At 41.1% G+C, this 26,525-nt stretch carries 30 protein-coding genes; 12 read left to right on the forward strand and 18 right to left on the reverse strand.

Annotated elements, in window-relative coordinates:
• Positions 1-3: 3 nt before the first annotated feature.
• The 6 genes from NST57_RS20095 (at position 4) to NST57_RS20120 (ending at position 5,320) form a co-directional block, all read left to right on the forward strand.
• Positions 4-231 (forward strand): MbtH family protein, encoded by a 228-nt coding sequence (locus NST57_RS20095; protein WP_024718451.1) that lies wholly within the window; start codon positions 4-6, stop codon positions 229-231.
• A 122-nt stretch (positions 232-353) separates the two neighbouring features.
• The gene (locus tag NST57_RS20100; protein WP_341299168.1) at positions 354-1,979 is read left to right on the forward strand and encodes an ABC transporter substrate-binding protein; all 1,626 of its coding nucleotides are present in this window, start codon (positions 354-356) and stop codon (positions 1,977-1,979) included.
• Between the two features lie 98 nt (positions 1,980-2,077).
• Positions 2,078-3,043, forward strand: coding sequence for an iron-hydroxamate ABC transporter substrate-binding protein (locus tag NST57_RS20105; protein WP_052320958.1), 966 nt, complete (start codon positions 2,078-2,080; stop codon positions 3,041-3,043).
• An 89-nt stretch (positions 3,044-3,132) separates the two neighbouring features.
• A complete protein-coding gene (locus NST57_RS20110) occupies positions 3,133-3,921 on the forward strand; it encodes an alpha/beta hydrolase (RefSeq protein ID WP_341299169.1) in 789 nt (262 codons plus the stop codon).
• 18 nt (positions 3,922-3,939) lie between these two features.
• Positions 3,940-4,083, forward strand: coding sequence for a YycC family protein (locus NST57_RS20115; RefSeq protein WP_008347524.1), 144 nt, complete (start codon positions 3,940-3,942; stop codon positions 4,081-4,083).
• 22 nt (positions 4,084-4,105) lie between these two features.
• The gene (locus NST57_RS20120) at positions 4,106-5,320 is read left to right on the forward strand and encodes a CynX/NimT family MFS transporter (RefSeq protein WP_142153466.1); all 1,215 of its coding nucleotides are present in this window, start codon (positions 4,106-4,108) and stop codon (positions 5,318-5,320) included.
• A 41-nt stretch (positions 5,321-5,361) separates the two neighbouring features.
• On the opposite strand, the gene rplI is transcribed toward NST57_RS20120, so the two are convergent.
• From rplI to NST57_RS20135, 3 genes are read right to left on the reverse strand one after another with little or no spacing between them, the layout of a single operon-like run.
• On the reverse strand, positions 5,362-5,811 hold the full coding sequence (rplI, locus tag NST57_RS20125) for a 50S ribosomal protein L9 (protein ID WP_008359128.1): 450 nt from the start codon (positions 5,809-5,811) through the stop codon (positions 5,362-5,364).
• On the reverse strand, positions 5,808-7,787 hold the full coding sequence (locus NST57_RS20130) for a DHH family phosphoesterase (protein ID WP_017359884.1): 1,980 nt from the start codon (positions 7,785-7,787) through the stop codon (positions 5,808-5,810). Before NST57_RS20130 ends, rplI begins: the two co-directional genes overlap by 4 nt.
• A gap of 20 nt (positions 7,788-7,807) precedes the next feature.
• The gene (locus NST57_RS20135) at positions 7,808-8,755 is read right to left on the reverse strand and encodes a YybS family protein (protein ID WP_341299170.1); all 948 of its coding nucleotides are present in this window, start codon (positions 8,753-8,755) and stop codon (positions 7,808-7,810) included.
• A 303-nt stretch (positions 8,756-9,058) separates the two neighbouring features.
• Between NST57_RS20135 and NST57_RS20140 the strand changes: the two genes are divergently transcribed.
• Entirely contained in the window at positions 9,059-9,985 is a 927-nt protein-coding gene (locus NST57_RS20140; protein ID WP_142153470.1) for a manganese-dependent inorganic pyrophosphatase, read from the forward strand.
• A 47-nt stretch (positions 9,986-10,032) separates the two neighbouring features.
• On the opposite strand, the gene NST57_RS20145 is transcribed toward NST57_RS20140, so the two are convergent.
• From NST57_RS20145 to NST57_RS20155, 3 genes are all read right to left on the reverse strand, one after another.
• Entirely contained in the window at positions 10,033-10,890 is an 858-nt protein-coding gene (locus NST57_RS20145) for a DUF3298 and DUF4163 domain-containing protein (RefSeq protein WP_052320957.1), read from the reverse strand.
• On the reverse strand, positions 10,891-11,385 hold the full coding sequence (locus NST57_RS20150) for an RNA polymerase sigma factor (RefSeq protein WP_007497431.1): 495 nt from the start codon (positions 11,383-11,385) through the stop codon (positions 10,891-10,893).
• A 150-nt stretch (positions 11,386-11,535) separates the two neighbouring features.
• Entirely contained in the window at positions 11,536-12,195 is a 660-nt protein-coding gene (locus tag NST57_RS20155; protein WP_142153472.1) for a hypothetical protein, read from the reverse strand.
• Positions 12,196-12,391: 196 nt separating this feature from the next.
• Between NST57_RS20155 and katX the strand changes: the two genes are divergently transcribed.
• Entirely contained in the window at positions 12,392-13,891 is a 1,500-nt protein-coding gene (gene katX, locus NST57_RS20160) for a catalase KatX (RefSeq protein ID WP_445818832.1), read from the forward strand.
• A gap of 48 nt (positions 13,892-13,939) precedes the next feature.
• Here katX and wrbA read toward each other — a convergent pair whose 3' ends face one another.
• From wrbA to NST57_RS20175, 3 genes are read right to left on the reverse strand one after another with little or no spacing between them, the layout of a single operon-like run.
• A complete protein-coding gene (gene wrbA, locus NST57_RS20165) occupies positions 13,940-14,563 on the reverse strand; it encodes an NAD(P)H:quinone oxidoreductase (protein ID WP_045034926.1) in 624 nt (207 codons plus the stop codon).
• A gap of 59 nt (positions 14,564-14,622) precedes the next feature.
• Positions 14,623-15,234 (reverse strand): alpha/beta hydrolase, encoded by a 612-nt coding sequence (locus NST57_RS20170; RefSeq protein ID WP_144626542.1) that lies wholly within the window; start codon positions 15,232-15,234, stop codon positions 14,623-14,625.
• Positions 15,231-16,202 (reverse strand): ring-cleaving dioxygenase, encoded by a 972-nt coding sequence (locus NST57_RS20175; RefSeq protein WP_445818806.1) that lies wholly within the window; start codon positions 16,200-16,202, stop codon positions 15,231-15,233. The genes NST57_RS20170 and NST57_RS20175 overlap by 4 nt, the downstream gene beginning before the upstream one ends.
• A 373-nt stretch (positions 16,203-16,575) precedes the next feature.
• Between NST57_RS20175 and NST57_RS20180 the strand changes: the two genes are divergently transcribed.
• Positions 16,576-17,025, forward strand: coding sequence for a hypothetical protein (locus tag NST57_RS20180; protein WP_142153483.1), 450 nt, complete (start codon positions 16,576-16,578; stop codon positions 17,023-17,025).
• 98 nt (positions 17,026-17,123) lie between these two features.
• On the opposite strand, the gene rpsR is transcribed toward NST57_RS20180, so the two are convergent.
• From rpsR to NST57_RS20205, 5 genes are all read right to left on the reverse strand, one after another.
• Positions 17,124-17,363 (reverse strand): 30S ribosomal protein S18, encoded by a 240-nt coding sequence (gene rpsR / locus NST57_RS20185; protein ID WP_008347556.1) that lies wholly within the window; start codon positions 17,361-17,363, stop codon positions 17,124-17,126.
• Positions 17,364-17,405: 42 nt separating this feature from the next.
• Positions 17,406-17,948 carry a single-stranded DNA-binding protein SsbA gene (gene ssbA / locus NST57_RS20190; protein WP_007497456.1) on the reverse strand — a complete coding sequence of 181 codons (543 nt, stop codon included), beginning with the start codon at positions 17,946-17,948 and terminating at the stop codon, positions 17,406-17,408.
• A 36-nt stretch (positions 17,949-17,984) separates the two neighbouring features.
• On the reverse strand, positions 17,985-18,272 hold the full coding sequence (gene rpsF, locus NST57_RS20195; RefSeq protein ID WP_003215073.1) for a 30S ribosomal protein S6: 288 nt from the start codon (positions 18,270-18,272) through the stop codon (positions 17,985-17,987).
• 108 nt (positions 18,273-18,380) lie between these two features.
• On the reverse strand, positions 18,381-19,481 hold the full coding sequence (ychF, locus tag NST57_RS20200) for a redox-regulated ATPase YchF (protein ID WP_142153485.1): 1,101 nt from the start codon (positions 19,479-19,481) through the stop codon (positions 18,381-18,383).
• A gap of 215 nt (positions 19,482-19,696) precedes the next feature.
• Positions 19,697-19,903, reverse strand: a complete 207-nt coding sequence (locus tag NST57_RS20205) for a DUF951 domain-containing protein (RefSeq protein WP_008347561.1) — start codon at positions 19,901-19,903, stop codon at positions 19,697-19,699.
• A 294-nt stretch (positions 19,904-20,197) separates the two neighbouring features.
• On the opposite strand from NST57_RS20205, the gene NST57_RS20210 reads away from it, so the two are divergent.
• Positions 20,198-21,517, forward strand: a complete 1,320-nt coding sequence (locus tag NST57_RS20210; RefSeq protein WP_341299172.1) for a hydrolase — start codon at positions 20,198-20,200, stop codon at positions 21,515-21,517.
• Positions 21,518-21,532: 15 nt separating this feature from the next.
• Complete coding sequence (locus NST57_RS20215; protein WP_035390143.1) at positions 21,533-21,943, forward strand: hypothetical protein; 411 nt, start codon at positions 21,533-21,535, stop codon at positions 21,941-21,943.
• A 25-nt stretch (positions 21,944-21,968) separates the two neighbouring features.
• Here the strand turns inward: NST57_RS20215 and NST57_RS20220 are convergent, their stop codons facing one another.
• Positions 21,969-23,024 (reverse strand): hypothetical protein, encoded by a 1,056-nt coding sequence (locus tag NST57_RS20220; protein ID WP_142153490.1) that lies wholly within the window; start codon positions 23,022-23,024, stop codon positions 21,969-21,971.
• 72 nt (positions 23,025-23,096) lie between these two features.
• Here NST57_RS20220 and yyaC point away from each other — a divergent pair, with 72 nt between their 5' ends.
• Positions 23,097-23,723 carry a spore protease YyaC gene (gene yyaC, locus NST57_RS20225; RefSeq protein ID WP_341299173.1) on the forward strand — a complete coding sequence of 209 codons (627 nt, stop codon included), beginning with the start codon at positions 23,097-23,099 and terminating at the stop codon, positions 23,721-23,723.
• A 25-nt stretch (positions 23,724-23,748) separates the two neighbouring features.
• Here the strand turns inward: yyaC and NST57_RS20230 are convergent, their stop codons facing one another.
• From NST57_RS20230 to NST57_RS20240, 3 genes are all read right to left on the reverse strand, one after another.
• The gene (locus NST57_RS20230; protein ID WP_116306609.1) at positions 23,749-24,603 is read right to left on the reverse strand and encodes a ParB/RepB/Spo0J family partition protein; all 855 of its coding nucleotides are present in this window, start codon (positions 24,601-24,603) and stop codon (positions 23,749-23,751) included.
• Positions 24,596-25,357 (reverse strand): sporulation initiation inhibitor protein Soj, encoded by a 762-nt coding sequence (gene soj / locus NST57_RS20235; RefSeq protein WP_008360890.1) that lies wholly within the window; start codon positions 25,355-25,357, stop codon positions 24,596-24,598. The genes NST57_RS20230 and soj overlap by 8 nt, the downstream gene beginning before the upstream one ends.
• A 238-nt stretch (positions 25,358-25,595) precedes the next feature.
• Positions 25,596-26,429 carry a YiiX/YebB-like N1pC/P60 family cysteine hydrolase gene (locus NST57_RS20240; RefSeq protein ID WP_142153492.1) on the reverse strand — a complete coding sequence of 278 codons (834 nt, stop codon included), beginning with the start codon at positions 26,427-26,429 and terminating at the stop codon, positions 25,596-25,598.
• Positions 26,430-26,525: the final 96 nt, after the last annotated feature.

The following is a 26,525-nucleotide window of genomic DNA, read 5'->3' on the forward strand; positions in this document are numbered from 1 at the left end:
CAAATGACAAATCCCTTTGATCGTGAAGACGGTGTATTTCTTGTGCTTGTCAATGAACAAGGACAACATTCACTTTGGCCATCATTTGCACCAATACCAGATGGATGGGAAAAGGTCTTTGGTGAAGACACTAGAAATGCCTGCATTGATTATATCCAGACACACTGGCAGGACTTACGGCCATTAAGCTTAACAAAAGAACCTGCGTTAGCACATGGAAAAACGGAATAAATCATCGCACCCTGATCTCCATCAGGGTGCTTTTTTGACAGAATAAACACACCATTTTCCAGCTCTTTCTGATACAATTCAATTGAGAATATTTATCAATTAATAAGAGATCAGGTGGTTTTATGGGAAACAATCATCAATTATGTACAAAGGTAAATGCTGAACAATGCATTTATCGATTAACATATACTGAAAAAATAAATAATGCAGATCTTCCACATACGGAGCAGCAGTTGTCAGATACTTTCTGCCTCCTTTTTAGCATAAGCGGCAGCGGTTTACTTACATTGAACGATCAAAGATGGCGATTGAAACATCTGACACTCTATACGATGATGCCTGGGGAAACATTTATGTTGAAAACAGAGCCTTATCAAAAACACGAGCTCTATCTGTTTCGCTTTCAGATGTACACGCCGCAAGGTCAAAACATAGAAGAAGTATCAACTGAACATGCCCGTTCTTTACTGAATGTATGGCAATTTATCGATATTAGCTCGATTGAACAAATTCATTCTTTACTGTCCGACATGACAGCAGAATGGCAAAAACCTGAATCCATTAGCTTTTTTAGAAGCCAAACCCTTTTTCAACAGCTCATCCTGCAGCTTTTCACACTGCATAAAGAAGACATTTGTGACACAACACACGCCCTTTTCAAAACAAAACAATATATCGATCAACATTCCGAAGAACCTCTCAGCCTTACAAGTCTATCTCATATGGCTGGCATCAGCGCCAATCATTACAGCGAGCTATTTAAAAAGCATTTTGATGTGAGTGTCACTGATTATATCACCAAGAAAAGACTGGCTAGAGCCAAACAGTTCATGGCGAAAGGTCATGCAAAACTCAAAGACATAGCACAAGATATCGGCTATCAAGACCCCTATTACTTCAGCCGCATCTTTAAGAAAAAAACGGGAATGACTCCTTCTGCTTATATGAAAAGCCGCCAGCGGAAAATGGCTGCCTATGGCCATTCCATACTCGGGCAGCTTACACCCATTCATATCATCCCATATGCTGCCCCTCTTCACCCTAAATGGACAGCACATGATTTTGAGCATTATGCAGAAGAAATTCCGATTCATCTGAGTGCACATCGTATCAACGAGCATGCTGAAGCCAATTTACAGCAATTAATGGAAGCACAACCTGAGCTGATCATTGCCAATGATCATGTGACAGAGGAAGAAAAACAAGTGTTGAAAACCATCTGTCCTGTGCACTTTGTTCCATTCACACAATTGGATTGGCGCACTCAATTCAGACAAACAGCTATGTTCTTAAACGAAACGAGGGAAGCAGAAGAATGGCTCCTTCATTACGAAAAACTTGTTAATCAAGCGAAAAAGGCATGCGTTATTGATCTTTCACCAAGAACCGTCCTGCCTCTTCGTATCTTTCGAGATCAGCTCTACTTATCTGTCAATCGAACTATGGCAGAAGTAATTTTTCATGACATTGGCCTTCTGCCAGCTTTTCAGAATGATGGCCAGCTCATCGAAAAAAAAATCAGCATTCACTCTATACAGCAGCTAGACCCAGATGCCATCTTCCTCTTGTTGCATAAAGAACCAAAAACCATTGCTTTTTATCAAAAATTAAAGCAACAGGAGGCTTGGCAAAATCTCAAGGCTGTGACGCAACAAGCCGTCTATCCACTCGCTTCTGACCCTTGGCGTGAATACACAGCAGCCAGTCATCAACGAGTCATTCAGGACCTTTTATCTTTTTTTCCGTAAAAAGTCCATCACTAGACAGATCATTGTCTATGGATAAAAGGACGAATGACTACTACAATCTTTAATTGAGAACAATTATCAGTTAAAGGAGAAAACAAATGAAAAAATGGTTCGCATTGCTTATCCTTTGTATCATGACGATCATCGCAGCAGCCTGTGGTGCTGCAGAAAATAAACCGGCTTCAAACACAACCAAAAGCAAGTCAGCTGAAGCAGCAGAAACAAACATCAAATACTTAGATCAAACGTACAAACTGAAAACACCAGTGAAACGAATCGTCATTGCTGGAAGCCTAGAATCGATGGAAGATGCAAAACTACTTGGTATCGAGCCTATTGGTGCTTCTACTGTCGGCGGCACTTTCCCTGAATTATTTAAAGACATTACAGCAAAAACAGAAGGCATTGGGGAAAAAACAGAACCGAACCTAGAAAAAATCTTAAAACTAAAACCAGACGTGATACTCGGATCAACCAAGTTCCCGCCTGCAACAATTAAAAAACTAGATAAAGTCCAAACGACGATCCCAGTATCACATGTCTCTTCCGACTGGGAAAGCAATCTTTTATTACTCGGTGAACTGACTGGAAAAAGTGAAGAAGCGAAAAGCATCATTTCTGATTATCAGAAAGATCTCAAACAAGCGAAAGAAACCCTGAAAGACAAAAGCAACAACAAAACAGCTGTCATTTTACGCATTAGACAGGGCGACCTGTACGTGTACCCTGAAGACGTATACTTCAACTCTACTTTATATGGGGACTTAGGATTTACAGCACCAAGTGATATCAAAAAAGCCAAAGCACAAGCAATGATTTCATTGGAACGCCTAGGTGAACTCAATCCTGATTATATCTTTGTTCAATTCTCCCAAGAGGAAAACTCATCGAATCCAAATGCATTGAAGGACTTAGAGGGAAATAAAATTTGGAACAGCCTAAAAGCTGTGAAAAATGGACACATCAATGAAAATGTCGTTGATCCTATGCTTCAGGGAGGAACAGCACTAAGCAAAACCACCTTCCTTGATCAGGCTGTCAAATGGCTAGATCAAACCAACTAAAAAGATGCGCATCTTGACAAAGGGCTAAACATTTTAGTCCTTTGTTCTTCTTTTCAGCGGAGCTTGAAAACTTGAAGGAGAGAATACACATGAACGGAACGTTTCTATATGACGAATTGAACGGGCGGCAGCTTGATATTTACCTTCCACCGGACACCTCTATTGATGTTCCAGCTGTCTTTGTACAAGATGGCTCTTCTTTGTTTAGAACCCACCTGCTAGAGATCGAAAGCATGATTGAAGCCAAAACCATCTCGCCAATCATCATCGTCGGTATACACCCCTTCAATCGACTTGACGAATATACACCATGGAAAGCATCATCACTGCATTCTGGATTCCCTGACTTTAAAGGTGAGGCACAGACATATGTGTCATTTTTAGCAAATGATTTGCTTCCATATATCAAAAGAGAATACCCAGTTAAACAAACCGGTCATGAACATAGCCACGTAGGTGCTTCATTAGGTGGACTATTTGTTATTTATACCCTATTGATGCACCCTACCCTTTTTCAACATATCGCATCTATCTCTGGGTCATTTTGGTATCAAGATTTTCTACCGTTTGCTAAACAACAAAACATTCAGTCTGTGGACCACCTTGTCTATTTGTCTGTAGGCAGTGAAGAAGGGAAAGGCAAAACATCTGCCCAACAGCACATGCCTTTATTCAACAAACAACTCCATGATCTTTTATTACAGAAAGGGATGCAGGAACGAAAGCTTCACTTTCACATTGAACAAGGAGAGGGCCACCATCTGAAACAATTTCAAAAAAATTTCTTATCGGCCATCAAGTGGTTTTATAAAAGAAAACCCAAATTTTTTATCAGCAAGTCACAAAGTCGATATGGTATATTGGAACGTATAGATTGAAAGAGGAGGGATTTGCGCATGAGACCTTTACAAATCTCAGCCGATACCGCACAAAAGCTTGCTGCATCACTCAATGTACCGTTAGAGCAAATCATGCATATGCCGCAGCACATCTTATTAGCTAAATTAGCGGAGCTTGAACAGAAGAAAGATCGTTCTTAAAGAAATAAAGGAGTTTACATTCATGGAACAACAACTAGAAAAATCAACATTACATCCTCGCAGTACAGGGCAAACCATTTTGCTGATTGCTGGGATTTTACTCATTGCCTTTAACCTGAGGCCAGCCATTACGTCTGTTGGTCCTGTGATCGGTGCCATTCGTTCTGATTTACAGCTTTCAAATGGACTTGCTGGTTTCCTCACGACATTACCACTGCTCTCATTCGCATTGCTATCTCCCATTGCACCTAAAATCGGAAAGCGCCTTGGGAATGAACGAACACTTTGGCTTGGGCTTGCTGTCCTGCTCTTTGGGATTGTCATTCGTTCATTTGGCAGCATCACCTTTTTAATGATGGGAACGGCGCTAGTCGGCGTCGGGATTGCGATTTGTAATGTGCTTTTACCTGGACTTGTGAAGCATAAATTCCCTGCACATGCTGGATTAATGACAAGCGTGTATACGACATCGATGTCCGTTTTTGCTGCACTTGCATCTGGTGTCAGTGTTCCGCTCAGTCATGCGATGCCTGGCGGCTGGAATACGTCATTTCTTGTCTGGGCCGGACTTGCCCTTCTTGCGATGATGGTGTGGGCGCCGCAGCTTCTTCATCAGAACACAGCGGCTGTCAAAAGCATTTCGCTCAAAGAGCAGCCAATATGGCGTTCACGTGTCGCATGGCAGGTGACCTTTTTTATGGGCTTGCAATCATTTCTTTTCTACAGCAGTATCGCATGGTTTCCTGATATTTTGACATCACATGGAATGAACCTAGCGACAGCGGGATGGATGCTGTCTATTATGCAGTTCACTGGTCTGCCATCCACCTTCTTAACGCCCGTTTTTGCAGAAAAATTAAAAACGCAAAGACCGCTTGTCGTCGGTCTTGTCCTTGTGTATTTACTCGGCATGATTGGACTCCTCCTCGGAGGGTCGACGCCTATTCTTGTCATCTCTGTGCTATTCATCGGCGTCGGACAAGGGGCCAGTATCAGTCTTGCCCTCACATTTATCGGATTAAGAACAACCAATATGGAACAAGCAGCTGCCCTCTCTGGAATGGCGCAGTCACTCGGTTATTTATTAGCCGCTGTTGGTCCATTCATGATTGGTATCCTTTTTGATGTCACACATACATGGACACCAGCCATTATCATCTTTATCATCGTCCTATTTTTCATGTTTATATCCGGTATGCGTGCTGGGCGAAGCGTCTATATTTCAGATCCATCATAAACAAAGAACCCGCCTCCTCGTGAGACGGGTTCTTTTCTGTTTTATGCTTGTTCTGTGACGTGCACCTTTAATGTTGCTTGTACTTCTGGGTGAAGCTTCACAGGTACATTTGTGTATCCTAACGCACGGATGGCATCATTCAACTCGATTTTACGCTTATCGAGTTTGATTTGATGATCTTTCTGCAATTTATCAGCGATTTGTTTGCTTGTGATCGATCCAAATAGACGACCACCTTCACCTGATTTAGCAGTGAGTTCCACTGTCAGCGCCTCAAGTGTTTCTTTTAATTGTTTCGCTTGTTCAAGCTCTTGGATGGCATTCTTTTTCTCTTTGTTTTTCTGCCCTTCCAATGCACTTAGGTTCGTTGGAGTTGCTTCAACAGCTAACCCTTGTTTGATGAGAAAGTTGTGAGCGTATCCGTCAGCTACATTTTTGACTTCGCCTTTTTTCCCTTTGCCTTTTACGTCTTTTAGAAAGATGACTTTCATCTTTGAACCCCTCCTTCGAAATATTCGTCTATGGCAGCCTTTAACTTCTCTACCGCTTCTTCAATGGTTATACCATAAATCTGGGTCGCAGCGTTAGTCAAATGACCGCCGCCATCTAATGCTTCCATAATGATTTGAACGTTGATATCCCCTAACGATCTTGCACTAATACAGACAGTATCGTCATCTCGCCTTGCGACAGCAAATGATGCTTCAACCTCACTCATCGACAAGAGAGAATCAGCCGTCTGTGCAATCGTAATTTGATCATAATACTCAGATCTGTCAGACGGCAAGGAAGCAATCGCTACCTGATTTTGATACAGCTCTGTATGCTGAATGAGCTTTGCCCGTTTGATGTAATGATCGACTGTCTCTTTCAAAAACTTTTGCACAAGGACAGGATCTGCCCCTTTTGCACGAAGGTAGGATGCTGCATCGAACGTTCTTGACCCCGTTCTGAGGGAGAAACTCTTCGTATCCACGATGATCCCAGCAAGAAGTGCTGTGGCTTCAATCATGTTAATCCGCAATTTCTTCGGCTGATACTCTAACAGCTCTGTCACAAGTTCTGCTGTAGATGAAGCATACGGCTCCATATAGACAAGTAAAGGATCACGGATAAATTCCTCACCACGTCTATGGTGGTCAATGACAACGACGTTTTCGATCTTATTTAGCAGTCGTTCTTCCATCACAAGGGACGGTTTATGTGTATCTACGACCACAAGCAATGTGTCATCCTTTGCAAGCTCCATCGCTTCCTCAGGCGTGATAAAACGGGACCAAAGTTCTTCATAATTCTTAATTTCACTAATTAAGCGTTGAACGCTGTCCCCAATCTGGTTGGCATCAATGACGATGTAACCTTCTTTTCCATTCGCCTGAGCAACCTTTAAAATCCCGATCGAGGCACCGATAGAGTCCATGTCGGGGAACTTATGCCCCATGATCATGACATTACCGCTTTCAGATACAATTTCTTTTAAAGCATGTGAAATGACCCGTGCGCGTACTCGTGTCCGTTTTTCCATTGGATTGGTTTTTCCACCGTAGAATTTCACTTTCCCATTCGGCTGTTTAATCGCTACCTGATCCCCGCCTCGTCCGAGGGCAAGGTCAAGACTCGACTGCGCAAGTGCGCCAAGTTCTTTTAAAGAAGGAACAGACGCACCGATTCCAATACTAAGGGTAAGCGTTGCGCTATGCGCCCCTGTTTTCTCACGGACCTCGTCTAAAATAGAGAACTTCGACGCTTCCAGCTCTGCTAGGATGCTCTCGTTTAATACTGCCATAAATCGTTCAGATGAAATTCTTTTTAAGAAAATGCCGTACTCTTGTGCCCAATTGTTTAACAGCGATGTGACTTCACTATTAATCGCGCTGCGCACCTGATCATCGAGACCTTGTGTGACATCATCATAATTGTCTAAAAAGATATAAGATAACACCGTTCGTTCATTTTCATACTGTCTTTCAATCTGCACTTGTTCCGTGACATCAAAGAAATATAAAAGGCGCTCTGACCGTTTAATAATGACTTTGAATTTCCGGTCATTCAGCGTCACATTTTCTGTCTCAACCTCTTGTTTAATAAGAGGCACAATGGATTCAAATGTATCATACAAGGATCTGCCGACAAGTGTGCTTTCATGGAAGCACGAAGCGAGAAACGGATTGGTCCATTCGATATAATACTGATCATTAAACAGCATAATACCAATTGGCATCTCCATTAATGCTTCTTCTCCAACCTTTTTGACTCGATAGGATAATGTTGAAATATATGAATCAATCTCTTTTTGCACCTGCGTATCTGCCCACTTTAAGAAGTAGAGCACACCTGCAAGGACTAAAAGACCAACCGCTCCTATGATCCAATTAAAATAAAGGTTGAGGAGGACTGTGATCACCGCAAGGACAATTAACGCGAAGATCGGATACTTGATGACAGGTTTTCGATAGAAGCTTGGCACTGATATCAACTCCTCAACATTCAGAGTGAATTATTTGTTTTTACTTTTTCTCTTAAATCAAAGCCTATGTCAGCAATCCCTATAATACGCACAATTACACCGATTGGCGGAAAGAGAATCGTCAATACGACGGCAAAAATGGGTACCACTTTTGAGATGTTTTTTTCGTGGCAATAATAGAAGATAAAAGAAAAGCCCTGAATAAGCACCAGTATAAATAAAATTTGAAAAGCACTCGTTTGCACGAGCGATAAAAAGCTGCCTTTCTCCGGCTGAATCAGCATCAAAAGCAGTGTGAGTAAATAATACCATACCATGCTTTTTGGCAGGCGCATATCCTTAAATTTCTTCAGAGCTGGCATGTCTGGAACAAATCGTTTGATCAACGGCCGAACAAACCAATGATTGACGAAAGACATCAGCGTGACAAAAATCAAAAGCGCTACAGGTAAAGAATTTAATCCCGTATCCTGCATCTCTCTAAACTGCTTGAGTTGTTTTGCTATGTCCTGATCAGAAGCGCCAGATTGTTTTAAGGTACTCTTTACCATCGGCATGATTTGGTCAATTGATTCCTTTGCGACACCCAGTATATCTACTTGAAACAGCTGGACACTGACAACAAAGTAAATCAGAAAACTGAATAAGTAGATCAGCGCACCCATAATGATAGCCTGACCTGGCTGCCTCCTGCTGTAGAAAACGCCCATACCTATTCCAACAGCAATCAGCATTGGCGCACTTAACAGCCCATTAATAGACCCAATTAAAAAGCTGATCACTATGCCAATAGCGCCAGCCGCAATTCCTTTTTTCAAGCCATGCCTGATTGTATAGAGAATGATCGGAATTGGAGCAGCCATGAAGAAAATAATGGATAAAAGTGGCACATACAAATAAAACAGCGTCATCACCGCAAAAATACTGATCATGATAGCGCCTTCTACTAACGCTTTTGTTTGTTTCACACCTTCACCTCAATCCAATCATTTTTCTATATCTTGCTCAATGTGTACTTCTATGTATACGTACGATGTACGCTCCGTCATATCTTGACCCAACCTTTATTTTACCATAGCCGCAAATCGCAAGTAAAATGCAGGCTATCCCAAGAGCGTTTCACGTGGAACAACTTAGATCGTCTTGTACATGCAACTTTTCAGACAGCATGTTACAATTTTTTAGATTATTCTTAGCTATAAACCCTGAATTCAAGGTCAAAAGCTGTTAGAATAGAAACATCATCAATAAAAGTAAGAAGGAGAATTCACATGGGAAAAACACTCGTATTCGGACACAAAAACCCTGACACAGACACGATTTGCTCTGCTATCGCTTACGCTGATCTGAAAAACAAAATTGGCGTTCAAGCAGAAGCTGTCAGACTTGGAGAAATCAATGGAGAAACACAATACGCATTAGATTTCTTTAAACAAGAAGCACCTCGTTTCATTGAAACGGCTGCAAACGAAACAAAACAAGTCATTCTTGTCGATCATAACGAATTCCAACAAAGTGTAAGCGATATTGATCAAGTACAAGTGACAGAGGTCATTGACCATCACCGTATTGCCAACTTTGAAACAAGTGAACCTCTTTACTATCGTGCTGAGCCAGTTGGCTGCACAGCAACGATCTTAAACAAAATGTACAAAGAGCACCAAGTCACAATTGAAAAAGAAATCGCTGGTTTGCTTTTGTCTGCGATCATTTCTGATTCCTTGCTATTCAAATCCCCAACATGCACACAGCAGGATGTTGATGCTGCCCATGAGCTGGCAAAAATCGCAGGAGTAGACCCTGAAGTATATGGTTTAGATATGCTGAAAGCAGGAGCTGACCTAAGCCAAAAAACAGTTCAAGAATTAATCACACTGGATGCAAAAGAATTTGCACTAGGTAACAGCAAAGTCGAAATTGCACAAGTTAATACAGTTGATATCGCTGAAGTAACAGCAAGACAAGCTGACATCGAAGCAAAAATCAATGAAGTCATCGCAGCGAAAGGTCTTGATCTATTCGTTTTAGTGATCACAGACATTCTAGAAAATGACTCTCTTGCGCTTGCACTTGGTGCTGAAGCAGCAAAAGTAGAAAAAGCATTTAATGTCACACTTGAAAACAACACTGCTTTACTCAAAGGTGTTGTATCAAGAAAGAAACAAGTCGTGCCTGCACTAACAGACGCGCTTTCTTAATCAACACAAAAAGACTGCTGACCATTCAGCAGTCTCTTTTTTCTCTTTTAATGAATGTACATATCGCTGACAAGAATATCCTTTAGCACACTTGTTGGAATCGTGAATTCAACTACACCCATGTAACCAGGCGCCACATCATATTCGTTGAAGGAAATCACCAGTTTGCCTTTTGAATTGATATAGAAGCTTTGATCTGGCTGAATCTTCTTAAACGGGTCAACCGTATCTTGCTTCGTCATCCAGTAAATCTTATTTGAATCCTCTTTCATCTGTTTCTTCATTTGTTCTTTAATATTTTCACTAATCACATCAATATAACGGTCATCTTTAAACAGACTTGGTAATGTAATGAGTACATGGTTTTTCTTATCCACCGTATCATATGTCATTTCCTCTGCCGCAGAAGCCTGAGTTGTCACCTTGTATCGACCTAGTGAAAGAATTTGATCATTATTTGTTCTTACTTCATATCCGCTCTCTACACTCAAATGACCATTTTTATAACCCTTTGTTTCCTTTTCAAAATCTTGATACAGCTTTTTGTTTTCAGCTAAATATTTTTGATTCAGGCTGTCTTGTAATTTTCCGTCCCCAAGCCCTGAAACGTGTGGTGTTTTGAGATCAATATTTGTTCCCTGATCGCTCTTTTTAAATTCTGTGAACGTCACGACTTTCACAAGCTCTCCAATGACGGGTACTTCTGAAATCGCTCTTGCTGCCTGCGGACTGACATTTACAGTGGTGACAAATAAAGCAGCCGCAGCAACAAGTCCGATCGTCCATTTCTGAAAATGAGGTTTCTTGTTTTTTCGTTTTAATGTCCGTTCAACCATAGCATCGTATTCCGGGGGAATAGGGATTTCTAAATATTCCTCTTTTAACTGTTCCAAATGCTTATCCATTTATATTTCCTCCTGCGATAATTCTACTTTTAAAAGCCGCAACGCCTTATATAATCTTGTTTTAATGGTGTTTTCATTTTCTCCAAGAATATGAGCAATGTCCTCTAGCTTTAAATCCTCAAAGAATCTTAATATAATGATGACCCGATACATCTCCGGCAAATCTTCTATCGCCCGTCTGACATCTTGATCCTCATAGACATCCGATTCACCCTGTGATAAAAATTCCAGCGTGTCATCGTCTGTCACTTGCACACGCTTCTTCTTTCGTAAAAAGTCGAGGGCAGCGTTTACGACGATTTTATAAAACCAGCTATGCATCTTAGTCGCATCCTCTAATCGGTGAACAGATTTGAGTGCTTTATGAATCGCCTCTTGAACGACATCCATCGCATCTTCTGGGTTTTTGACATAGCTATAGGACAATCGATAAAAACTGTGTTTATGCTCCATTACGTAATCCGCAAATTGATCATCAATCTTTCGTTTCTTCATTTTACAAAGAGCTCCTTTATCTTAAATGCGCATCTGTTATTTCTTACATTGGATAGACGCGCACCTGTTAAAAATAGTTTGCGCTCGATTATTTTTTAACATGTCATCCCATTTACGTTTCTATACAAAAAGAGCGAACCTGACGGGGGTTCACTCTTTTAAAGCCGTTATTTTTTGATAAACAAATGGTTTAAGTGGTGAAAGCGGATGAATGATGGACACTCCTGTTTCCTGCTCCACCTGCTTTGCAGCGTGAACCATCGAGAGCTGCATCACACAAATATCTCCATGCTGCTGCTTCACAGATTGCCTTAACTGTTCCATGATTCGCTCATGGTAGGCTTGCATCTCACCGTTCAAGCAAAGATGAAAGACATCCTCTAGCACAACTACTTCTGCCTTCAACTGCTTTCCCCTCTCTTTTGCATATGAAGACAGTCGCTTCATCGTTCCTTCTACTGTATCTGGGTTTGAAAACACAAGCTGAAGCGGACCCTCTCGCTCACAAATCTGCTCAAATAACGGCTCATCTATCGGAACAATTGGTTGTTTGAAAAGGTGCTGTTGCTCCCCCAAAGCCGCAATGTATTGTGTACACGTTAATAGAATAAGATCAGCTTCTCCTTCTTGCATGAGTCTGTTGATGGCATAGGTTTGCTGCTGCTCAAGATCAAATGCGGGATCTTGTTTGGCTCGTTCCATAAACGATGAATCGACGATGTGATGCAGATCAAATCCTGTGTCATAGAAAGCGTCGTCAATGTAAGAAATATTAGATGGATGTGCGTGAAGGCAGTGTAATCGAATCATTAGGTCCGCTCCTCATAAAAGTTTTCACTCATTATATCAATCCTTGTATGAAATAGGGAGCAACATGACCATATTGTTAGGGAGATATTGAAGGAGGGATTATACCTTGAAAGAAGATCAACAGCCTACATCATCTTCAGAGTCAGAAGAAACCTTGACGAATCGACAAGGTCACCCGGTAACAGATAATCAAAACATGAGAACCGTTGGGAATAGAGGACCGACTACGCTTGAAAACTACGATTTCCTAGAGAAAATCAGTCATTTTGATCGTGAACGCATCCCTGAACGTGTCGTTCACGCACGAGGTGCTGGCGCACACGGATACTTTGAAGCCCACGGTACATTCGGTGACGAACCCATTTCCACTTATACTAGAGCCAAATTATTTCAAGAGAAAGGAAAAAAGACCCCTGTCTTCGTTCGATTCTCTTCTGTTATTCACGGCGGACATTCACCAGAAACTTTACGCGATCCTCGGGGATTTGCGATTAAATTTTATACAGAAGACGGCAACTGGGATCTCGTTGGGAACAACCTCAAAATTTTCTTTATTCGAGATGCTTTGAAATTTCCTGATTTGGTTCATGCCTTTAAGCCTGACCCTGTCACCAATCGTCAGGATGGTGAGCGCATTTTTGATTTCGTTTCACAATCACCTGAAGCAACACATATGGTGACATTTCTCTTCTCGCCATGGGGCATTCCTGCCACATACCGGCACATGCAAGGCTCTGGCGTCCATGCCTATAAATGGGTGAATCATGAAGGAAAAGCAGTGCTGGTCAAATATCACTTTGAACCAAAGCAAGGAATTCGCAACCTGACACAAGAACAAGCCCAAGCCATTCAAGGGGAAAACTTTAATCATGCCACACAGGATTTATATGAAGCCATTGAACAAGGAGATCATCCTGAATGGGAAGTATACGCGCAAATCATGGAAGATGACACCCACCCCCATCTAGACTTTGATCCACTCGATCCGACAAAGCTCTGGTACAAGGATAACTATCCATGGAAACCGATCGGACGAATGGTGCTAAACAAAAATCCAGAAAATTATTTTGCAGAAGTGGAACAGGTTGCCTTTGGGACGGGGGTTCTTGTAGACGGATTAGATTTCTCAGATGATAAATTGCTGCAAGGGCGTACCTTCTCTTACTCTGATACGCAGAGATATCGAGTCGGGCCAAATTATTTACAGCTGCCGATCAATGCACCGAAAAAGCATGTTGCCACCAATCAGCGAGATGGGCAAATGGAATATCATGTGGATCAAGGAAAAGGACAAAACCCCCATGTGAATTATGAACCGTCCATTCTCGGGGGATTAAAAGAAGCACAGCAAGATGGAAAGGATCATACGCCTTTTGTAGAGGGTGAAGTCAAACGAGAAGCCATTGACCGCCCGAACAATTTCGGACAAGCCGGAGAAACCTATCGTCGCTTCAATGATTGGGAACGTGAGGAACTGATTAAAAACTTAGTCAACACCTTAGCTACCTGCCAAAAAGACATCCAAGACCAAATGATCGAAAACTTCACAAAAGCTGATCCTGACTACGGAAAACGTGTGGCCGATGGCTTAAAAGCCTTCAAACGAGAGGAGCCAAGCGGACCCATTGGATCAACAGGTGCGGCACAGGCTGTCAACGATGCGATCAACAACAGCACACCTTCAGATCCTTATTAATGAAAAAAGAATGCAGCGGAGTGGCTGCATTCTTTTTGTATACATCTATTAAGCGTTTTGACCTTTTTTGATCCATTCTGCTACATTCACTGTACGTTTCGCCTGATGTTTTGCGGCTGCTTCTGCATCCTCTTGGATCTTACCATTTTGGTCAACAGTGACACTCACACCGTAAGGGTTACCCCCTGCGCCGTATAGAGAATCATCCGTGTATCCAGGAGCGGCAATAATGGCTCCCCAGTGGAACATCGTTGTATAAAGGCTCAGAACTGTCTGCTCCTGTCCGCCATTTGGGTTTTGTGCAGATGTCATCGCACTCACTGCTTTGTTTGCTAGTTTCCCTTGGAACCATAAACCGCCTGTTGTGTCTAAGAATTGCTTCATTTGAGCCGGTAAGTTACCGAAACGTGTCGGCATGCTGAAAATAATGGCATCTGCCCACTCTAAGTCACTTAACTGAACCTCAGGGACATCTTTTGTTTCATCTAAATGTGCTTTCCATGCTGGATTTGATGCAACAACTGCTTCTGGTGCCAATTCAGGAACCTTTAAAATTTTGACTTCAGCACCAGCTTCTTTCGCTCCAGCCTCAGCCCATTTTGCCATCTGATAGTTTGTACCTGTTGAACTATAATAAATAATCGCTAGTTTTACGTTTTCCACTTGTTCCATCTCCTTTTGTTTGGTTTGCCCAAAAAGCTTCTGTAAAAATCCCACCTGTATTCCCCACCTTATTTAAATTGACGACGATACCACAATGCCGCAGCATCGACTTCTTCTCTCGTTAGCTGATGTCCACGATTTTCCCAATGAAGCGTTACGGATGCTCCCGCCTCCTGAAGCAGTTGCTCCAGTTCCTGAGATTCCTCAGGACGGCACATTGGATCATTTTCACCAGCTGCTATAAAGACTTGTTTCCCCGCTAATGAAGGTAATGAAACCCCTCGTCTTGGGACCATTGGATGATGCAGGATCGCTCCTTTCAGCGCATCTCCGTAATGGAATAACAGACTTCCAGCAATATTCGCCCCGTTTGAATAGCCGATGGCTACAACATTGTGACGATCAAATCCATACTTATCTGCTGCTTCCCCGATAAATGTATATAATTCCTCTGTACGATCAATTAAATCTTGCTCATCAAAAACACCCTCTGCCAAACGCCTGAAAAAACGCGGCATGCCGTTTTCTGATACATTTCCTCTCACACTAAGAACAGATGCTTCAGGGTCTACCACTTCTGCAAGCGGCAATAAGTCTTGCTCTGTCCCGCCAGTTCCATGCAGCATGAGAAGGACAGGTTTTTGTTCATTCTTTCCTTTTTGAAAAAGATGCTTCATCATGAATCTCCTTTCCCTTTGATTTCTCTTACCTCAATCGGCAGCACGATTTGTTCAATTTGACTACGCTGCGCCTCATATTGCGGCGGCAGTTTCAACGCTTCACCCATCGTTTCCACAGATTCATCGTGTGCAAACCCTGGAGGATCGGTCGCAATCTCAAATAATATGCCGCCAAGCTCTCTAAAATAAATGGCATTGAAATAATTTCGATCTTGCACAGGCGTCACTTGATATCCGCTTTGCGCAACATGTCTTTGCCAATCTAATTGATCCTGATCATCTGTTGCTCTCCACGCAATATGATGTACAACACCCACGCCCATACGTCCTCGTGCAACAGGTGTCTTGTTCACATCAATGACATTGCCGATTTCTCCAAACGAACGGAATCTCACATAATCTCCTTCCGTGCCGACTTTTTCAAGTCCCATCGTTTGCTCTAGCAGCTGCATCGTTTGCTCAGGCTGTGAAGTTAATAAAACAGCTCCGCCAAACCCTTTAATCGCTACTTCTGGTGTTACCCCATTAAATGTCCAGTCATTCTGTTTTCCTTCTTCACGCTCTACAAGTTCTATCAATAAACCGTGCGGATCTTCAAATGAGAGAAATTCCTCTCCAAAGCGTTCAATCATTTCATAAGAAACACCAAACTGCTCAAGGCGTTCCTTCCAAAAAGAGAAAGCACCGGTCGGTACGACATATGTTGTCACACCTACTTGACCTGCTCCAATTTGTCCCTTTTGTGCACCTGGCCAAGGGAAAAACGTAATAATGGTACCTGGAGAACCTCCTTCATTTCCAAAATATAAATGGTATGTGCCTGGATCATCAAAATTGACGGTCTTTTTCACGAGACGAAGACCTAAAACACCTGCATAAAAATCAACGTTCTCCTGAGGATGACCAACAATTGCTGTGATATGGTGAATTCCTTCTGTTTTCTTCACTTCTAATGACCTCCTCTTCATGACGTAACATGTCTCTACTCATTATGTCTTGACTGACGCTTTTATATTATCTCGAATTCGAGATATATGACTAAAAAATATATTTATCTCGAATTAAGGATATTCTTTTTTGAAATAGATGTCAATGATTTTTGTTTTTTTCTTTTCAAAAGCAGGCCGCTTTGTATATAGCAGACCTGCTTCCCCTTGATTATTGAAGCAATTTTTTCTTTTTCAAATAGGCTTCGGCTACTTGAAATGCATCTTTCCCCTTCACATTGACTTCGTAATTCATTTCTCTGGTGTTTTGTTAATAATGACCCATTTAATGTGTATTCCTTTTTAATATTTACTGGTAAAATTCTTATAAAAGATATTTCTTGGGGGAGAAACAATGACTAATACTTGCCCATACTGTGGCACAAAACTAAATATAGAAACAGATTTCTTTTTTTGTGATTTTTGCGATATGAATTTACCACTAGAACAGATTCAAAAAGACGGAGAAAGAATCCAAATAATAAATAGAGAAATCAATTCTGCCTATCTTAATATGACAACTCCAGAATTGATGACATTTTCAACATGGGAACTGATACTTCTTCTAAAAGAAGCTAGAAAAACAAGAGCTTTCTTTTTTGAGCCTAATACTCGCAAAAATACACAGAAGGAGGAAGATGAACAATTTAAACTATCCACCAAAAAAATGTATGTAATTGAAAATATACTGAAGATACGGCTAGGTTATATCCCAGCAAATCTAAATCAATCTTTCCTCAACAGATATAAAAAAAATATAGAAAACCCTAAATATAAAACAAAAATGCTAATATGGGAAACATAATTAATATATTTTCACTTGAGCAGTTTAAACTTTTAATATCTATTTTATTTAATAAAAAAAGCGAAGAGCTCAAGGCCCTTCGCTTTTAAGTCAACGACTTACTCACCAGTAACGTATGGAAGTAATGCCATTTGACGTGATTTTTTAATCGCTAATGTCAATTTACGTTGATACTTAGCGCTAGTTCCTGTTACACGACGAGGTAAAATTTTACCACGCTCAGAAACAAACTTTCTAAGAAGATCAACATCTTTGTAATCGATGTGCGTGATTCCGTTAGAAGTAAAGAAACATACTTTACGACGTTTCGCACGACCGCCTCTGCGTCCACCTGCCATTTGTTTTCACACCTTTCCTTTGGTCATTTTTTTTCAGATCAATTAGAATGGCAAATCATCATCGGAGATGTCAATCGGTTTACCATCATTCGCAAATGGGTCATCATTGAAGCTATTTCCCTGATTGCGATTTTGGTTGTTTTGATTGCCATATGGATTTTGACTTGGTTCATTTCCAAATGGATTCTGATCATTTTGGCTGCCGCCATAATACTGGCCTCCGCTATTGCCACCGCCGCTGTATCCACCTGAACCAGCACCGCCGCTTTTAGGCTCAAGAAATTGAACACTTTCAGCTTGAACCTCTGTCACGAAGACACGCTGTCCTTGCTGATTTTCATAGTTTCTTGTCTGCAAACGACCGTCTACACCGGCAAGACTTCCTTTTTTCAAGAAATTAGCCACGTTCTCGGCTTGTCTTCTCCAAGTAACACAGTTAATGAAATCGGCTTCACGCTCTCCAGATTGATTCGTAAACGTACGATTCACAGCTAGAGTAAACGTAGCTACAGCCGCACCATTAGGCGTGTAGCGAAGCTCAGGGTCTTTTGTTAGTCTTCCGACCAATACAACACGGTTTAGCATATTGAAAGACCACCTTTAAATATATATTTCAATGATTTATACTTCTTCTTTAACAACAATGTGGCGAATGATATCGTCACTGATCTTAGCTAAGCGGTCAAATTCTTGAACTGCTGCAGCGTCAGATTGAACGTTTACGATTTGGTAGAAGCCTTCACGGAAATCGTTGATTTCGTATGCAAGACGACGTTTACCCCAATCCTTTGTTCCAGTGATCTCCGCACCGTTAGAAGTTAACACGTTATTGAAACGCTCGATAACTGCTTTTTTAGCCTCATCGTCAACTGTTGGGCGGATGATGTACATAACTTCGTACTTTCTCATCTGATTGCACCTCCTTTTGGTCTAAGCGGCCCTAAACGGGCAAGGAGCAATAAATTATATTACTCACAATTGTATATTATAACAAATTACTTGGCCTATGACAAGAACCTATACGTTAAAACGGAAATGAATGACGTCTCCATCTTTCACTATATATTCTTTACCTTCTAAACGAACTTTACCTGCTTCTTTTGCAGCAGACATACTTCCGCCAGCTAGTAAATCTTCATAAGCAACCGTTTCAGCACGAATAAATCCACGCTCGAAGTCCGTATGAATGATTCCAGCACATTCCGGTGCCTTCATTCCCTTTTTAAATGTCCAAGCACGTACTTCCTGCTCACCTGCTGTGAAGTAAGTAGCTAAGCCAAGAAGTGAATAAGATGCTTGAATCAGCTGATCTAGACCTGATTCTTTAATGCCAAGCTCTTCAAGGAACATTTGCTTTTCTTCTCCTTCAAGCTCTGCAATTTCAGACTCGATCTTCGCACAAACGACGATGACTTCAGCGTTTTCACCAGAAGCAAACTCACGAATTTGCTGCACATATTCGTTGCCGTCATGATCCGCTACTTCATCCTCACTCACATTTGCTACATAAAGAACTGGTTTAGATGTGAGTAAGTGAAGCTGTTTCACAAGCTTTTGCTGTTCATCCGTAAATTCTACAGATCTTGCCGGTTTCCCAGCTTCAAATGCGTGCATTAGCTTCGACAAAATATCAAATTCAGCTACCGCTTCCTTATCCTTTTGTTTTGCAAGCTTACTCACACGAGCCAAACGCTTTTCAACCGTTTCTAAATCAGCCAAAATCAACTCTAAATTAATCGTTTCAATATCTGACACTGGGTCAACCTTACCTGACACGTGTGTAATGTTATCATCGGCAAAAGCTCTCACCACGTGACAGATCGCATCTACTTGACGAATGTGAGAAAGGAATTTATTTCCTAAACCTTCTCCTTTAGATGCACCTTTCACAATACCAGCAATATCAGTGAATTCGAAAGCAGTCGGAACTGTCTTTTTTGGCTGCACTAATTCTGTCAGTTTTTGCAAACGCTCGTCTGGAACTTCTACAATTCCGACGTTTGGATCAATGGTACAGAACGGATAGTTAGCAGACTCCGCTCCAGCCTGTGTAATTGCATTAAATAGCGTTGACTTCCCGACGTTAGGTAAGCCAACAATACCAGCTGTTAAAGCCATTCTTTCATCTCCTCTATATGAAACGTGCTCGTTATACTGCGTAATATGAACCTAGAGCAATTATAAGTAGGTTTACATGAAAAGACAAGCTAACCATCATGCATTTTCAATAGAAGAAACATTACCAAAAAGACTAAATCGGAGCTTTAAAATGAGAAATTGCATCTGTTTCTCTGAACAAAAGACAAATTTCATCAAAAAAGCATGAGGCCTACTTAAGCAGTTGGCTCCTCATGCTTGACGAGAATTTTCTTCATTTTTCGTTCAAAATCTCTTCTTGGGATCATCACGCTGTGCCCACACCCTTCGCATTTAATACGAATATCCATGCCCAAACGAATGACTTTCCACCGATTGGCACCACATGGATGGGGTTTTTTCATTTCAACGACGTCATGTAACCCAAATGCTTTGTCTGCCATCAGCATTCACCTCTCTTGATCACTTCATTAAATCTATTGTACAAAAAAACGACGATAGAGAGCAATGCACAAAATAAAGAGCCGCTGTCTTGTATCAATCCCGTTCTTTTTTATAGAAAAAACCCTTCTTTTAGATCATTTTATTTGTGACCAATAGTTACTTAAAATTCACTTTTTTTCAATATTGTCACAAACACTGTAGGTCAAAAGGTTTTTATTGGTAGAACGCTGTGGTTTTTCCATATTTTTTGATTTATGATATCTGCATAAATGTTATGTGAGGGAGCAGGTACGATGGTCAATCGAAAGGATAGATTAACCGACAAAGATTATAAAATCATATCCGATCACGCTGGAAATGCAGAGAATTACCAGCAGAACCATACGATAGAAGTAGGTCAGCATACGCTCACTGTCAACGATTTTCTAAAAATAGATCATCACTTATATGGTTTAACGATGCAGCAGGAACAGTCAGATGAGTTCATTGTCGCGTTTCACTGTCCTCTGCCAAAACAAATGACGGTGACATCGACACAAGACGTTCAAACGGCTACCCGATCATTGTTAAAAACAGATTATGCCTACCCCATAGAAAGAAAATCCTTAGCCGGAAAGCAAGATCATGTCTTTTTTAAAGGGAAGGAATATATCGAAGACGTCTGTCAGAAGCACCCGAATGCAACCATCTATCTCACTGGACAAGCGCTTGCCGGTGCTGTTTGTGCTTATATTGCGACAGAGCAGCCAGCTGTCAAAAAAGCCATCACATTCGATAGCCCAAATATATGGAGCAGCCTGGCACCTTCCATTCAGCAAAAAGCAGTAGAGGGAAAATATGCCCATGTTCTCACAGAATATATTCACCCCAATCATTATGTAGGTTTACTCAATCGCCACCATCATGGGGTTGGACAAGTCAAGTACACCGTACCACCCCGGGAGCAGGGATCGGTCCAAGAATCCATAAAATATAAACCAAGAGAAATTGACACCTTTTTAAGATCAGCTTTTGCATCGATGAATATAGAGTGGAACGAATCATTTGATACAAATGCATTTTTAGCTCTCGTTTCAGGAGAGTTTAAAGTAAATGGGTATTCATTCCATTCAAATGGAACCGCTCGTATTTTAGATGAACAGCTTGATCACAATACAAGTTTTACAGCGATGCTTTTACAAGAGATCCATTCAGGCCGTGCATATGCACAAAACGGGCTTGAAATTATCATAAAATCCCATTTACTAAAAAATTCATCTTATGATCTACAAAGTATTATTGAACATGAAGGACACACTGTATTTGAGAAAATAGATGGAATTGATGATAGTGTAAAAGATGCCGTACATCATGTAAAACAAGAGCTGAAAGGACTTGTCGGCTTTGGTCACTATGATTTATTAACCCATAGCGATGTAGAAGCACTGTTAGAGGAAGTAAGGATGGAGCAGCCGCAATCATCTTTTTATTCTCATGAAAAACAACTGAATGCCTTGTACACCTTGAGAGACTACGAACAAGAACTTTCCACCCTTTCAAGACATATGTACACAGTGGGTGATGACTATGCCAAGGCAGATAGACGCCTTGCGATGCAAATGGGTATTCGTTAAGAAAGGAGTCGACATATGATCAATCAAAATAAACCTCCTAGTGACGCCCAGCGTTTCTTGCAAAATGTGAGTGCCCGCCGCTCCATGTCTGTATTCGAAAGTCAATCTGCACCACAAACACAATCGCAATCACCTGAAGAAATTGCCGCTATTCAGGCCATGCGCAGAGAAGGACAACGAAAAGATTTAAAACGATTGCTAAAAATGCGTCTTCACGATGAATTGGCAAACACACGTATGCACTTGGAGTACCAATTGTCCAAAACCGAAGACATGATAAACCAGACAACCATTGTCAAACAGCACGTATCCCAGCATTTAAAGGGACAAGCCATCTCAGAAATTGAGGAACGCATGCAGCGTCTCCAGCACATGCCTGTATATGACGATATCAAGGAAGCGATTGATTCCATTCGGATAAAATAAGCACTTCTCTTTGAAAGAGAGGTGTTTATTTTATTTTATCAGTATAATTTTTAGAACGAAAAAATATCTTTTTACTTAAAATCGGATACAGCATTAAACAGACAAGCAAATAAAGATTGAGCAAGCTGTAAATCGGATACAAGAAAGCAATCAAATCAGCAAATCCAAGAGAGGTTAAAGGTGCCATCAAAAGAAGCATGATGAATACAATGAGCCAGCGGGGCATTCGTACAAAAGAGAGCATGCGGCTGGATAAACCAAATAATCCTGCAGCGGTTGTTGTATAAATCGCTAAACAAAGAACAATGGTCATAAACACAAACAATGATGTTGGTGCCCCCTCTAATACTGTAAACAAAGGAATCCCCTCTGCTGAAAGACTCCCAGAAATATCAACTAGTATTTCGTTATACACATAAGAAATGACACCAAAAATCAAACCGCTTAATATACTCGCAACCTTGGCCTCTCCAAGCCCCTTCATTTCTTTCCCCACTGAAGACAGCACCGCCACAACAGATAATATATTCAAAGAAGCAAAGACGATACTGGCAGGCCAATTGTATTGCTGGCCAAAATCAATTCTCCACATATGATCATGATTCATATAATAAAAAACAAACGCATAGATGAGCCCCGCCACCAAAATTGGTATAATGAAAGCATTCACAGATAAGAGCCCTTTCACATCCCAGAAAAAAATCATAAATGAGAATAAACAAAATGCACCGATTCCAATCCAAAATGGCACATGATACATCTCAAGTGTCACCCCGCCACCGGCAATCATGACCGTTGTTGTCGTGAATAAATAAAGGACAATTAAGACGTCATACACTTTAGCCAGCCATGGACCGACAAGCCGCTCTAGCACTGGCACAAAGTGATCGGCACGCACCTCATAACTGATTTTTAACACCACATAGGTAGACAGCATAAACATGAGCGTAAACAGTAGAATGGCTAGTCCGCTATCAAGGCCAAAAAACTGCCAAATTTCTTGACCGGAGGCATATCCCGCTCCTATCAAGCTTCCTAAAATTAAAAGGGTCCACCTTGAACCAGCCTTCCACACAATCATCACCTCATAGGTATAGAATTAAGCTTGTTTCCGTATACTGTTACTAACTACTATGACAAGGAAGTGAGACCTATGAATAGCAAGAACGGTCTTTTTTTAAGAAATAGGGTGAAAGAATACGTGTCCCATACGGATACAAATGCCATTCAGCAGCTTAAAAGTACTTTATTCTCGCATCTGCAGAAAGCAGGAAAAAGACCCGTTGCCATCGTCTGCATAGGAACAGACCGCTCAACCGGTGACTCTCTAGGTCCACTTGTAGGAACAAAGCTTTCAAGTCTGGATTTAAAAAAGCTGCATGTATACGGCACTCTCTCTGACCCCGTGCATGCGGTCAATTTAAAGGAAAAGCTCGCTGAAATTGAACAAGCTCATAAACACCCATTTATCGTAGCCGTTGATGCCTGTTTAGGAAGAGTGAAAAGTGTAGGATCGTTCCAAATCGGAGAAGGACCGTTAAAACCTGGTGCAGGTGTGCAAAAGGAGCTGCCAGAAGTAGGAAATATTCATATTAATGGAATCGTCAACGTGAGCGGTTTTATGGAATACTTCGTTCTCCAAAACACCCGTCTTCATCTTGTGATGTCTATGGCCAATACACTTTCTGAAAGTCTATCTCACATTGATCAAATGGATTGGACGAGAGAAAAAAGCCGTTCTCTCTTCACCCCTATTCAGAATATCACTGGAAGAATATAAAAAAGACCATCTCGTATCAAGATGGTCATTCCGATGATTCTCTCGTAGAAAGCAATTCAAGGATTCTTTCTAAATCTTCATTTGAGAGAAATTCAATCTCAATTTTCCCTTTTTTCTTCTGTTTCTTGATCGTCACTGAAGTACCGAAGTAATTTTGTAAGAAAGACTCTCTTTCTTTCAAAATGCGATCCTTTGGTGCTTCTTTTTTCTTTGTTTCACGTGGAACATTTTCATTTAATTGCTGAACAAGTTTCTCAACCTGACGGACATTTAATCCTTCGTCCACGACCTTCTTTACCAATGGCGCCAGCTTCTTTTTGTTTTTCAAACTAAGCAGCGTGCGTCCATGTCCCATGGATAATGTTCCATCCGCAATCAGCTTTTGTACTTCATCCGGTAATGTTAATAGGCGAAGGTGGTTCGCAATATGCGGTCTGCTTTTACCTAACCGCTTGGCTAATTCCTCCTGAGTCACACTTAAGTGATCTAGTAAGGAGGCATAGGCTTCCGCTTCCTCTAATGGAGATAAATCCTCGCGCTGTAAGTTTTCTAAAAGAGCGATCTCCCTCATCAGTGTTTCTGAAAATTCCCTGACGATCGCAGGAATCGTTGTCAAACCAGCTTGTTGTGCTGCGCGGAAACGGCGCTCTCCCGCGACAATGTCATATCCCTTAATGGACTTACGAACAATAATCGGCTGTAAAACACCATGCTGCTGAATCGATTCTTTGAGATCAGACAATGCATCATCATCAAACGTTTTCCTTGGCTGATAAGGGTTCGGACGCAAATCCTTCAACTTAATTTCTTCGACAGTTTCTTCATTGGAATCCACATTGTTAAATAGTGCATTAATACCCTTTCCAAGACCTTTAGCCATTCGCATCCACTTCCTTTGCTAAGTCTAAATAGACATCTGCACCTCTTGAACGTGGATCATACAAGATAATAGGTTTCCCATGACTAGGCGCTTCACTTAGTCTCACATTTCTCGGAATCACGGTCTGATAGACTTTATCTCTAAAGTATTTTTTTACTTCTTCGATGACTTGGATTCCAAGGTTTGTTCTTGCATCAAGCATTGTCAGTAAGACACCTTCAATGGCAAGGTCGGTATTTAGATGTTTCTGCACAAGACGAACCGTATTCAACAATTGACTCAATCCTTCAAGCGCATAATATTCACACTGAACCGGTATTAAAACAGAATCGGATGCAGTTAACGCATTAATCGTCAGTAATCCAAGTGATGGCGGGCAGTCAATAATCATATAATCATAATTTTGCTTCACAGATTCAAGTGCTCTTTTCAGCCTCACTTCACGTGAGATCGTAGGCACAAGCTCAATTTCCGCCCCTGCAAGCTGTATCGTCGCAGGAATGACATCAAGATTTTCGACCTCTGTCGTCTTAATCACATCGAGTACATCTGCATCGTCTACTAAAATATCGTACACGCACTTCTCTACGTCTGCCTTCTCAATCCCAATACCACTCGTGGCATTTCCCTGCGGATCAATATCAACTAACAACACTCGTTTTCCTATGTATGCTAAACACGCACCCAAATTAACAGAAGTTGTCGTCTTCCCAACGCCGCCCTTCTGGTTGGTAATCGCTATGATTTTCCCCACGATGTCACCCACTTTCAACTTAACAAGTTTCTCATTCATTCATACTTCCTATTCTATCAAAAAAAGTATGAAACGTTTGCTTTTTTTGTTCCCCCATTATAAATTCGTGAATGAATCTGTGTTTCCGTACATGAATAGATGCATAAAAATGCGCTTCAAAGATATATTAATATATCTTTTCAAAGAAAATAACGAGACAAAAAACCCCCACTTTTCATGAAAAGTGAGGGAGATACAATCAAAAGTTTAATCCGCCAATTTTACGGCCTTCGCTCACAATGACTTTAGGTGTCACTGTTTTATAGTTCTTCTTTTTCAAAAACCCATAGGGTGCTTTAATGGTAAATGTGGCATGTCCAACAGCGTCCCCGGTTTTCGCGTAAGCCTGCCATACAATCTTTGAACAATAAGTAGGGTCCAAGGATTGAATAGACATAGTGATCGAATATCGAGCCTTCGGATGGTCTTTCACGTAATCGTGCGCCCAATCCCCAGCTAAATCTGCCTTTTCCTGATGATTAATCCGAATCACCTTTGTATTGGCACTATAGCGAAACCAGCTTTGAATGGAATCAATATTTGGATGCTGCCGGAACCCTGGAATGGATGCATAGCTTTTCTCATTAATGACGATGCCTGCATGACCTATTAAACCATTCAAAGCACCAGTGCTCGTCACCAATATATCCCCTTTTTGAGGCATAATATCGGTTCCAGGATACGGTTTACCAAAAAGATGGCGAATGGTATTCGGACTTTCATCTGTTACCATTTCATCCTGTTTGTTTTGCCTTAAACCATAGTTCTCCAAATCATCATCAGCTGTGATCACATCGATCGCATCGTCCTGAGACGCTTGCTCTTGATTTAATTGTTGAACCGTTATATCTGTCGAAACCACACCTTGTTTCTTCAGAGCACTGAGTTCTTCTTTCGTAATCGTTTCTTCCGCTGAATGAGTATCATGACTCGTGGACGTGCTCACAGCAAACACAGTCGTTTCATTTGAAAAAAGAGAAAAAGAGATTAGTAAATAACAGATAATAGCAAAAATAGTCTTTTTCATTTTCATTGGTTATATGTCACCTCCCTTCTACTATGAAAATCATATTTTACCAATTAATTAATAATAAGTAAATATCATGAATTTAAGGGAGGTAAAGACAAA

The organism is Bacillus sp. FSL M8-0077 (genome assembly GCF_038050255.1).
In the GTDB taxonomy this organism is placed as follows: Bacteria; Bacillota; Bacilli; order Bacillales; family Bacillaceae; genus Bacillus; species Bacillus altitudinis.

Coding starts and splice junctions, on each gene's coding strand:
- NST57_RS20095 (WP_024718451.1), top strand. CDS start 4: ATGACAAATCCCTTTGATCGTGAAGACGGTGTATTTCTTGTGCTTGTC.
- NST57_RS20100 (WP_341299168.1), top strand. CDS start 354: ATGGGAAACAATCATCAATTATGTACAAAGGTAAATGCTGAACAATGC.
- NST57_RS20105 (WP_052320958.1), top strand. CDS start 2,078: ATGAAAAAATGGTTCGCATTGCTTATCCTTTGTATCATGACGATCATC.
- NST57_RS20110 (WP_341299169.1), top strand. CDS start 3,133: ATGAACGGAACGTTTCTATATGACGAATTGAACGGGCGGCAGCTTGAT.
- NST57_RS20115 (WP_008347524.1), top strand. CDS start 3,940: ATGAGACCTTTACAAATCTCAGCCGATACCGCACAAAAGCTTGCTGCA.
- NST57_RS20120 (WP_142153466.1), top strand. CDS start 4,106: ATGGAACAACAACTAGAAAAATCAACATTACATCCTCGCAGTACAGGG.
- rplI (WP_008359128.1), bottom strand. CDS start 5,811: ATGAAAGTCATCTTTCTAAAAGACGTAAAAGGCAAAGGGAAAAAAGGC.
- NST57_RS20140 (WP_142153470.1), top strand. CDS start 9,059: ATGGGAAAAACACTCGTATTCGGACACAAAAACCCTGACACAGACACG.
- NST57_RS20145 (WP_052320957.1), bottom strand. CDS start 10,890: ATGGATAAGCATTTGGAACAGTTAAAAGAGGAATATTTAGAAATCCCT.
- NST57_RS20150 (WP_007497431.1), bottom strand. CDS start 11,385: ATGAAGAAACGAAAGATTGATGATCAATTTGCGGATTACGTAATGGAG.
- NST57_RS20155 (WP_142153472.1), bottom strand. CDS start 12,195: ATGATTCGATTACACTGCCTTCACGCACATCCATCTAATATTTCTTAC.
- katX (WP_445818832.1), top strand. CDS start 12,392: ATGAGAACCGTTGGGAATAGAGGACCGACTACGCTTGAAAACTACGAT.
- wrbA (WP_045034926.1), bottom strand. CDS start 14,563: ATGGAACAAGTGGAAAACGTAAAACTAGCGATTATTTATTATAGTTCA.
- NST57_RS20170 (WP_144626542.1), bottom strand. CDS start 15,234: ATGATGAAGCATCTTTTTCAAAAAGGAAAGAATGAACAAAAACCTGTC.
- NST57_RS20175 (WP_445818806.1), bottom strand. CDS start 16,202: ATGAAGAGGAGGTCATTAGAAGTGAAGAAAACAGAAGGAATTCACCAT.
- NST57_RS20180 (WP_142153483.1), top strand. CDS start 16,576: ATGACTAATACTTGCCCATACTGTGGCACAAAACTAAATATAGAAACA.
- rpsR (WP_008347556.1), bottom strand. CDS start 17,363: ATGGCAGGTGGACGCAGAGGCGGTCGTGCGAAACGTCGTAAAGTATGT.
- ssbA (WP_007497456.1), bottom strand. CDS start 17,948: ATGCTAAACCGTGTTGTATTGGTCGGAAGACTAACAAAAGACCCTGAG.
- rpsF (WP_003215073.1), bottom strand. CDS start 18,272: ATGAGAAAGTACGAAGTTATGTACATCATCCGCCCAACAGTTGACGAT.
- ychF (WP_142153485.1), bottom strand. CDS start 19,481: ATGGCTTTAACAGCTGGTATTGTTGGCTTACCTAACGTCGGGAAGTCA.
- NST57_RS20205 (WP_008347561.1), bottom strand. CDS start 19,903: ATGGCAGACAAAGCATTTGGGTTACATGACGTCGTTGAAATGAAAAAA.
- NST57_RS20210 (WP_341299172.1), top strand. CDS start 20,198: ATGGTCAATCGAAAGGATAGATTAACCGACAAAGATTATAAAATCATA.
- NST57_RS20215 (WP_035390143.1), top strand. CDS start 21,533: ATGATCAATCAAAATAAACCTCCTAGTGACGCCCAGCGTTTCTTGCAA.
- NST57_RS20220 (WP_142153490.1), bottom strand. CDS start 23,024: ATGATTGTGTGGAAGGCTGGTTCAAGGTGGACCCTTTTAATTTTAGGA.
- yyaC (WP_341299173.1), top strand. CDS start 23,097: ATGAATAGCAAGAACGGTCTTTTTTTAAGAAATAGGGTGAAAGAATAC.
- NST57_RS20230 (WP_116306609.1), bottom strand. CDS start 24,603: ATGGCTAAAGGTCTTGGAAAGGGTATTAATGCACTATTTAACAATGTG.
- NST57_RS20240 (WP_142153492.1), bottom strand. CDS start 26,429: ATGAAAATGAAAAAGACTATTTTTGCTATTATCTGTTATTTACTAATC.